The sequence below is a fragment of the Streptomyces sp. NPDC058375 genome, assembly GCF_042723425.1.
In the GTDB taxonomy this organism is placed as follows: Bacteria; Actinomycetota; Actinomycetes; order Streptomycetales; family Streptomycetaceae; genus Streptomyces; species Streptomyces durocortorensis.
Genome location: NZ_JBHXJG010000303.1, coordinates 1 through 7,837 on the forward strand (window position 1 = coordinate 1; position 7,837 = coordinate 7,837).

Here is a 7,837-nt window from a genome sequence, read left to right on the forward strand (position 1 = left end):
GGTTCTACTCTGGACCGGACAACCGGCACGAAACGGGGACGTGTCCCCATCGGGAGTGAACAGATGGATCACAGCGGGCACGGCATGAACATGGATCTGCCGCCGTTCACGCTGGGGCGGGGACTGGAGCTCTCCCCCGACCCGTTCTTCCTGACCGGCTGCGTCCTGGCGCTCGCCCTGTACGGGTACGGCGTGGTGCGGCTGCGTCGGCGCGGTGACGGCTGGCCGGTGAACCGGATCGTGTTCTTCACCGTGGGTGTGCTGAGCATCGCGCTGGTGATGTGCACCAAGCTCAACGACTACGGCATGGTCATGTTCAGCGTGCACATGGTGCAGCACATGGTGATCAGCATGCTGTCGCCGATCCTGCTGCTGCTGGGCGCCCCGGTGACGCTGGCGCTGCGAGCGCTGCCGCCGGCCGGCCGGGGGCGGACCGGGCCGCGGGAGCTGCTGCTGAAGCTGCTGCACAGCCGGTACATGAAGATCATCTCGCACCCGGTGTTCACCATCCCGCTGTTCATCGCGAGCCTGTACGCGCTGTACTTCACGCCGATCTTCGACTTCCTGATGAGCTCCAAGCCGGGCCACATCGGGATGATGGTGCACTTCCTCGCCGTCGGGCTGGTCTTCTTCTGGCCGATCATGGGCGTGGACCCCGGCCCGCACCGGCCCGGCTACCTGATGCGGATGCTGGAGCTGTTCGCCGGGATGCCGTTCCACGCGTTCTTCGGGATCGCGCTCATGATGGCGTCGACGCCGATGGTGGAGACGTACCAGAACCCGCCCGCCTCGCTCGGCATCGACGCCCTCAGCGACCAGAACTGGGCGGGCGGCATCGCGTGGGCGTTCAGCGAGATCCCCTCCGTGCTGGTGCTGATCGCGCTGGTCTACCAGTGGTACCACTCCGAGCAGCGCGTCGCCCGGCGCACGGACCGGGCCGCGGACCGCGACGGTGACAAGGAGCTGGCGGCCTACAACGCGTATCTCGCGTCTTTGCAGGCGCGCGGACAGTAGCGCGGAGGGCGCATACGGGGTGACCATGGGGACAACGGCCGCGCGGCCGACGAGGAGCGTGCGCGCATGTCCGGATCGACGAAGACCATGGGATACATGACCGTCGGGGCGCTGGTCGCGGTGACCGCGTACACGGTGGCGCTGGGAAGCAGCGGCTGGCTCTGGTTCGGCTGGATCGTGCTGGGACTGTGCACTCTGGGCATGCTGGCCACCCAGGACACCTGAGCGTCACGGCGGGTGACCACGCCTGACGGGCCCGGAGGCGGGTACGAGCCGGGAGATCGGTTCGCTACGGTCGCACGGTGGTGCCGGGGCCCCACACGGCGGGGCCCCGGCACGATCATGCCCTGGTAGTACGCAGTCCTGAGTCGGCCCGGCAGAGCGAGGTGCACCCGCAAGGTGTTTTATTACGTCCTGAAGTATGTCGTTCTGGGGCCCGTGCTGCGGCTTCTGTTCCGGCCCCGGATCGAGGGCCTGGAAAACATTCCTACGGGCGGCGCGGCGATCGTCGCGGGCAACCATCTCTCCTTCTCCGACCATTTCCTGATGCCCGCCATCATCAAGCGCCGCATCACGTTCCTGGCGAAGGCCGAATACTTCACGGGCCCGGGGATCAAGGGCCGGCTCACGGCCGCCTTCTTCCGCAGCGCGGGCCAGATCCCGGTGGACCGGTCGGGCAAGGACGCCGGGCAGGCCGCCATCCGCGAGGGGCTCGGCGTACTGAACAAGGGCGAACTGCTGGGGATCTATCCGGAGGGCACCCGCTCGCACGACGGCCGGCTCTACAAGGGCAAGGTCGGGGTCGCGGTCATGGCGATCACCGCGAAGGTGCCGGTGATCCCCTGCGCGATGGTCGGCACCTTCGAGATCCAGCCGCCCGGCCAGGTCGTCCCGAAGATCAAGCGGGTCGCGATCCGCTTCGGCGAACCGCTCGACTTCTCCCGCTACGCGGGCATGGAGAACCAGAAGGCCGCGATCCGGGCGGTGACGGACGAGATCATGTACGCGATCCTCGAACTCTCCGGCCAGGAGTACGTGGACGAGTACGCGGCCAAGGTGAAGGCGGCCGAGCAGGAGGCCGCGCCGCCGAGGAAGTTCCCGAAGCTGCGACGCTGAGCGCGAATTCGCCACCGGCAGAGCGCCCTCGTCCGGGCGGGCCGGCTCCCCTAGCCTCGGGCTCATGAGCAATGGACACGCATGGGTGCTGGGAGCGACGGGCCAGATCGGGCGGGCCGCGGTCCGCGCACTGGCCGCCGACGGCTGGGAGGTCACCGCGGCCTCGCGCGGCGGTGGCCGGGACGAGGGGTGGGACGCCGGTGTCCGGGCAGTGGCACTCGACCGGGACGAGAAGGGGGCGCTGGAGAAGGCGCTGGGCGACGGCTGTGACGTGCTGGTCGACATGGTGGCGTTCGACGGCGCGCACGCCCGGCAGTTGACCGGGCTGGCCGGCCGGATCGGCTCCGCCGTCGTGATCTCCAGCGGTGCGGTGTACGAGGACGAGCGGGGTCGCAGTTTCGACACCCAGGCCGAGCCGGACGGCTTCCCGCGCTATCCGGTACCGCTGCCGGAGAGCCAGGCGACGGTGGCGCCGGGGGACGCCACGTACGGGACGCGGAAGGTCCTGCTGGAGCGGGAGTTGCTGGCGGCGGGCGAGGCGCTGCCGGTGACGGTGCTGCGCGCGGGCGCGGTCCACGGCCCGTACTGCCGCACACCGCGCGAGCTGTACGTCGTGAAGCGGCTGCTGGACGGGCGGCGGCGCCGGGTCCTCGCATACGGCGGGGAGAGCCGCTTCCACCCGCTCCATGTCTCCAACGCTGCGGAGCTGATCCGCCTGGCCGCCGGGAAGCCGGGTTCGCGCGTGCTGAACGCGGCGGACCCCGAGGCGCCCACGGTCGCGGAGATCGCGTCGGCGATCGACGCGGTGCTCGGGCGGGATACGGAGACGGTACTGATCGACGGCCCGGCGCCCGAGGGGCATGTGGGCGAGACCCCGTGGAGCGGCGCGCACCCGGTGGTCTACGACATGACGGCCGCCGGGGCGCAGCTCGGCTACCGGCCGGTGACGGGGTATGTGGAGTCGCTGCCGGAGACGGTCGAGGGGCTGGCCGGGGAGCTGACGGGGCGTGACTGGCGGGAGGCGTTTCCGAAGATGCTCAAGAACTACGGCGAGGGTCTCTTCGACTATGCGGCGGAGGACGCCTGGCTGGTGGCGTACGACCGGGACCGCCGCTGAGCGACCCCGGCCGTACGCCTGATGGACGTCCTACGGCTTCGGCGTGGCGTGCGGGGTGCACGTCACGTCGCGCCGGTCGGTCTTCCCGGTGAGCAGGTAGGTGTCCACCCGCTCGTTGATGCAGGGGTTGACCAGCCCGGTGACGCCGTGGGATCCGGCGTCCTTCTCGGTGATGAGCCGCGAGCCCTTGAACCGCTTGTGCAGTTCGACCGCGCCCGCGTACGGGGTGGCGGCGTCGCGGGTGGACTGCACGATGAGGACCGGCGGCAGACCCTTGCGGGTCTTCACGTCCAGCGGGGTCTGTTGCTTGGCGGGCCAGGTGGCGCAGGGCAGGTTCATCCAGGCGTTGGCCCACGTCATGAACGGGTACTTCTCGTGCAGCCGGGTGTTGTCCCGGTCCCAGGTGCGCCAGTCCGTGGGCCACTGGGCGTCGGCGCACTCGACGGCGCTGTAGACCGCGTTGCCGTTCTCGGAGGCCGCGTTGCCCGCGAGGTCGCTCATGTCGGGGGCGGCGGCGTCGACCAGCGCCTGGGTGTCACCGGCCCGGTAGGCACTCCAGGTCTTGGCGGTGGGGGCCCAGGCGGAGTCGTAGTACGGCGCGCCCTGGAAGAAGGAGATCAGCTCGGCGGGCCCGACCACACCCCCGATGGGCTCCTTCTTGGCGGCGGCCCGCAGCTCCAGCCAGGCCTTCTCGACCTTCTGCGGGGTGTCGCCGATGCCGTAGACGGAATCGTGCTCGGCGACCCACGCCTTCCAGTCGTCCCAGCGGGTCTGGAAGGCGATGTCCTGGTTGAGGTTCGCCCGGTACCAGATGTTCTTCCGCGACGGGTCGACGACGCTGTCGACGACCATGCGCCGGACGTGCGTCGGGAAGAGCGTGCCGTAGACGGCGCCCAGGTAGGTGCCGTAGGAGACGCCGATGAAGTTGAGTTTCTTCTCCCCGAGGGCGGCCCGGATGACGTCCAGGTCGCGTGCCGAGTCGGGCGTCGTCATGTGCGGCAGCATCGCGCCGCTGCGCTCGCCGCACCCTTCGGCGTACTCGCGGGCCAGCTTGCGCTGGGCGCGCTTGTCGGCGTCGCTGTCGGGGACCGGGTCGGCCTTGGGGGCCTTGACGAACTCCTGCGGGTCGACACAGGAGATCGGGGCCGAGTGGCCGACGCCGCGCGGGTCGAAGCCGACGAAGTCGTACGCCTGCGCGGTCTTCGTCCAGAGCGGGTTCTTGGCGGTGACCCTGGTCGGGAACCGCATCCCCGAACCGCCGGGCCCACCCGGGTTGTAGAGGAGCGCGCCCTGCCGCTCGCGCTTCGTGCCGGTACTGACGTGCCGGTCGACGGCGAGTTTGATCTTCTTGCCGTGCGGCTTGGCGTAGTCGAGCGGCACGGTGACCCAGCCGCACTGGATGGGGGCGGTCAGACCCCAGTCCTCCGGGCAGTCCTTCCAGTCGATCCCGCTCTTCGCGGCCCGCTGCGCGGCGACGGCGACGCCGCGCGCCTCCGCGTCGCCCCGCCCGTGCCGGCTGCTGTCGGCACCGGCGGCGGGTGCGGCCATCGCCCCGGCTATGAGCGTGCCCGCGACGAGAGCCCCGGCCGAGCCGAGCACTGTCGTACGTCTCACGTGCATCCCCCTTCATCCGATCCGCCGCCGAGGGGGCGGCGTGGTCATCGGTACGTCGCGGGGATCCTTTCGCCTGCGGGGCACCTGGGGCCAGGGCGTACACCTGTTTCTTTACCGAACCCATAACCGGTGAAGGAAGTTCGCTGAGCGGACCCGGTCGGCGCCAGGAGATGCCTGTCGGACACCCCTGGGGATGCGGCCTCGGCGACGTGGTCGGTCGTCGAACCACACGACGAGGCGCACATGGCCGTCACCGTGCTGTGCCGCGAGTGTCTCCATGGCTTTCCAGACGGGTTGCCACTCGCCGGTATCGGTGACGGCGTCCCCGCGGCGAAGGGTGACTGATCGGTAGAGCGTGTCCCCGACGAGCCACTCACGCCCTTCCGGCCACTCCCGGTCTTCGCCTCGTTCGAGACCGACAGCCTCGGCGAACGCGGGACTCCAGGCGGACTTGCCCGTCATCCTGAGCCCGTTCGGAGTCCGGCGGTACTCGTGAAGCCTGCTGTCGGGCTTCTCCGCAGGCTCGTCCCAGTCGACCGTCTTCACCTGGGCCCACGTGATCCACGTGGTGCTGTGAAAACCGTCCGCGCCGTACCACTCACCCAGCCGCGCGAACCTGGCGCTCAGGGCGACCGAGGCGTCGGCGGGCAGGCCTCGGCCTGCGGCCAAAGGGCGGAAGTCGGCGTAGTCGCGGACCCCGAAGAGGCAGCCGAACGCATCGTAGTTGCGGGTGTCATTGAGGGAGCCCAGGCCGTGCGCGGTGTGCCAGGCCGTCCCCCCACCGTCCTCCGACGCCCGATACTCAAGACAGCCGCTGATGTCTGTGCCCACGCCGAATATTCTGCCGATGGCGTCAACTGGTTTCGTCCGCCTGCCCTCACGCCTTCAGCCCGTCCAGCAGTTCGCGCATCGCGTCGTCCAGGATTCCGCGCAGCCGGCGGGCGTCGGCGGCCACGGCGGTGACCAGGACCGCGGGGCCGGCCAGTGGGGTGAGGGCTGCGGTGGGGCCGAGGGGGCGGGCGGGGAGGGGGGCATCCTCGAAGGACGGGTCGGCGAGGAGGAGTTGGCCGACTGCCCGGTGGCCGGCGAGGACCGCGGGGCCGTCCCAGCCTCCGGGGGCGCCGGGGCCGTAGGCCAGTTGCTGGTCCAGGAGGGGGCGGCCCGCGCGGTGGACGGTGAGGCGGGTGGTGAGGGCGCCGGTGGGTTCGCCGTGGCGGCCGAGGATCTGTTCCTCGCGCAGCAGGAGGCGGGCGGTGCCGGCGAGTTGGACCCGGGTGGTCTGGTGCAGGCGGCTGCCGTGGGCGGAGACCAGTTGTTCGGGGAGCCAGTGCAGGGACGCCCTCTCCCCCACGCTCAGGTTCACCGTGTACGTGGACGGGTCGGCGTCCGGCCGTGGGCCCGGGAGGGCGACGGTGGCCGCCGCCGCGTCGACGGTGAGGCGTGCGCCGTCGGCGACCTTCGCCTCGATGGCGAGGCGGTCGCCGTTCAGCGGGGCGCTCATCGCGCCGACCACGGTGACCCGGGCGTACGCAGGCTGGGGGGAGCGGGTGCGGCGCAGGGCCAGCGGTCCGTCGCTCTCCAGGACGGGGAGCGCGCTCCCGCCCCGGCCGTCGGGCTCGGCGCGGAGCCGGGCCCGCGCGTGGACGCTCACGCGGTCCAGGCGGCGAGCTGGGCGCGCACCCAGTCGGCGACCGGTCCGACGCCCTCGGCCGAGGTCAGCGAGGTGAAGGCGACGGGGAGGTCGCCGCGCTGCTTCTTGGCGTCCAGGGCCATCCGCTCCAGGTCGGAGCCGACGTAGGGAGCGAGGTCGGTCTTGTTGATGACGAGGAGGTCGGCGGTGGTGACGCCGGGGCCGCCCTTGCGCGGGATGTCGTCGCCGCCCGCGACGTCGATGACGAAGATCTGCGCGTCGACCAGGCCCTTGGAGAAGGTGGCGGTGAGGTTGTCGCCGCCGGACTCGACGAGGATGAGGTCGAGCGGGCCGACCGCGTCCTCCAGGTCCTCGACCGCTTCGAGGTTGGCGGAGATGTCGTCGCGGATCGCCGTGTGCGGGCAGGCCCCGGTCTCGACGGCCTGGATCCGCTCGGGCGGCAGGACGGCGTTGTTCAGGAGGAAGTCGGCGTCCTCGCGGGTGTAGATGTCGTTGGTGACGACGGCGATGGAGAGCCGGTCGCGCAGTTCCCGGCAGAGGGCGGCGACGGTGGCTGTCTTGCCGGAGCCGACGGGGCCGCCGAGGCCGATGCGCAGGGCGCGCCGGGCGCCGTCGGGGCGGGCGGCGTCCGCGCTGACGGCGGCGGGGCCGTCGTGGGTGTGGCCGAGGTGCATGGGGACTCCCTGAGGTGGTCGAGCGGGTGGCTACGAGGCTGTGGTGCCGAGCGGGTGGCGACGAAGCTTTGGTGGCCGAGCGGGGGTTGCGAGGCTGTGGCGTGGTGGTCGAGCGGGTGGCGGGCGAGGCTTTGGCGGTCGAGCGGGTGGCTACGAGGCGAAGAGGCGGACCGGCCAGGCGGCGTGTGCCTCGGCGGTGATGTCGAGGAGCGGGGCCGAGGCGGCGGGCAGGGCGTCGATGCCCTGCCGGGCGGCCTCGGCGGCCAGTTCGGCGACCCGGTCCAGCTCGGGGGCGAGCCGGGCGAGGACGGCGGTGGCGTGGAAGGGGTCGAGGGAGAGGAGCCGGACGACGGCGGTGGCGGGGCCGCTGACGGTCTCGTACGCGACACAGTGCGCGGCGTCCTCGGGGGCGAGTCCCGCAGCCCGTGCGGTGAGGCCGAGGACGACGGGCTGGTGGGCGCCGCGTGGCCGGGCCCGGGCGAGCGCGTCCAGGCCCGGGCTCGGCCAGGTGGCGCGGGCGGCCCGCATCATCTGCCGGCCCAGTTTGCGGGCGGTGGCCCGCAGGGCGGGTGAGGGCGTCCGGGCGTCGGCGGCCTCGTCGAGGGCGAGCGGGTCGAGGCCGTGGGTCGCCGCCGCGGCGAGGGCGGCCGC

General features: G+C 71.7%; 9 protein-coding genes. 4 read left to right on the forward strand and 5 right to left on the reverse strand.

The features are described from left to right. Positions 1 to 63 precede the first annotated feature (63 nt). The 4 genes from ACFWM7_RS31415 (at position 64) to ACFWM7_RS31430 (ending at position 3,247) form a co-directional block, all read left to right on the forward strand. Positions 64 to 1,014, forward strand: a complete 951-nt coding sequence (locus ACFWM7_RS31415; protein WP_383267102.1) for a cytochrome c oxidase assembly protein — start codon at positions 64 to 66, stop codon at positions 1,012 to 1,014. A gap of 66 nt (positions 1,015 to 1,080) precedes the next feature. Beyond that, a complete protein-coding gene (locus ACFWM7_RS31420) occupies positions 1,081 to 1,239 on the forward strand; it encodes a hypothetical protein (protein ID WP_205081522.1) in 159 nt (52 codons plus the stop codon). Positions 1,240 to 1,413: 174 nt separating this feature from the next. Beyond that, positions 1,414 to 2,130: a lysophospholipid acyltransferase family protein gene (locus tag ACFWM7_RS31425; protein WP_383267105.1), complete on the forward strand. Its 717-nt coding sequence runs from the start codon at positions 1,414 to 1,416 to the stop codon at positions 2,128 to 2,130. Between the two features lie 64 nt (positions 2,131 to 2,194). Then, positions 2,195 to 3,247 (forward strand): NAD-dependent epimerase/dehydratase family protein, encoded by a 1,053-nt coding sequence (locus tag ACFWM7_RS31430; RefSeq protein ID WP_383267107.1) that lies wholly within the window; start codon positions 2,195 to 2,197, stop codon positions 3,245 to 3,247. 30 nt (positions 3,248 to 3,277) lie between these two features. On the opposite strand, the gene ACFWM7_RS31435 is transcribed toward ACFWM7_RS31430, so the two are convergent. From ACFWM7_RS31435 to ACFWM7_RS31455, 5 genes are all read right to left on the reverse strand, one after another. Beyond that, a complete protein-coding gene (locus ACFWM7_RS31435; protein ID WP_383267109.1) occupies positions 3,278 to 4,861 on the reverse strand; it encodes an alpha/beta hydrolase in 1,584 nt (527 codons plus the stop codon). Between the two features lie 111 nt (positions 4,862 to 4,972). Next, complete coding sequence (locus ACFWM7_RS31440; protein ID WP_383267111.1) at positions 4,973 to 5,692, reverse strand: hypothetical protein; 720 nt, start codon at positions 5,690 to 5,692, stop codon at positions 4,973 to 4,975. Positions 5,693 to 5,738: 46 nt separating this feature from the next. Then, entirely contained in the window at positions 5,739 to 6,512 is a 774-nt protein-coding gene (locus ACFWM7_RS31445) for an urease accessory protein UreD (protein ID WP_383267113.1), read from the reverse strand. Further along, a complete protein-coding gene (gene ureG / locus ACFWM7_RS31450; protein WP_383267116.1) occupies positions 6,509 to 7,186 on the reverse strand; it encodes an urease accessory protein UreG in 678 nt (225 codons plus the stop codon). Before ureG ends, ACFWM7_RS31445 begins: the two co-directional genes overlap by 4 nt. Positions 7,187 to 7,336: 150 nt before the next feature. Next, positions 7,337 to 7,837, reverse strand: a 501-nt coding sequence (locus ACFWM7_RS31455; RefSeq protein WP_383267118.1) for an urease accessory protein UreF, incomplete at its 5' end; no start/stop codon positions are given.

What these genes read in the sequence shown, in the direction of transcription:
- ACFWM7_RS31415 (WP_383267102.1), top strand. Translation starts at nt 64, where the DNA reads ATGGATCACAGCGGGCACGGCATGAACATGGATCTGCCGCCGTTCACG.
- ACFWM7_RS31420 (WP_205081522.1), top strand. Translation starts at nt 1,081, where the DNA reads ATGTCCGGATCGACGAAGACCATGGGATACATGACCGTCGGGGCGCTG.
- ACFWM7_RS31430 (WP_383267107.1), top strand. Translation starts at nt 2,195, where the DNA reads ATGAGCAATGGACACGCATGGGTGCTGGGAGCGACGGGCCAGATCGGG.
- ureG (WP_383267116.1), bottom strand. Translation starts at nt 7,186, where the DNA reads ATGCACCTCGGCCACACCCACGACGGCCCCGCCGCCGTCAGCGCGGAC.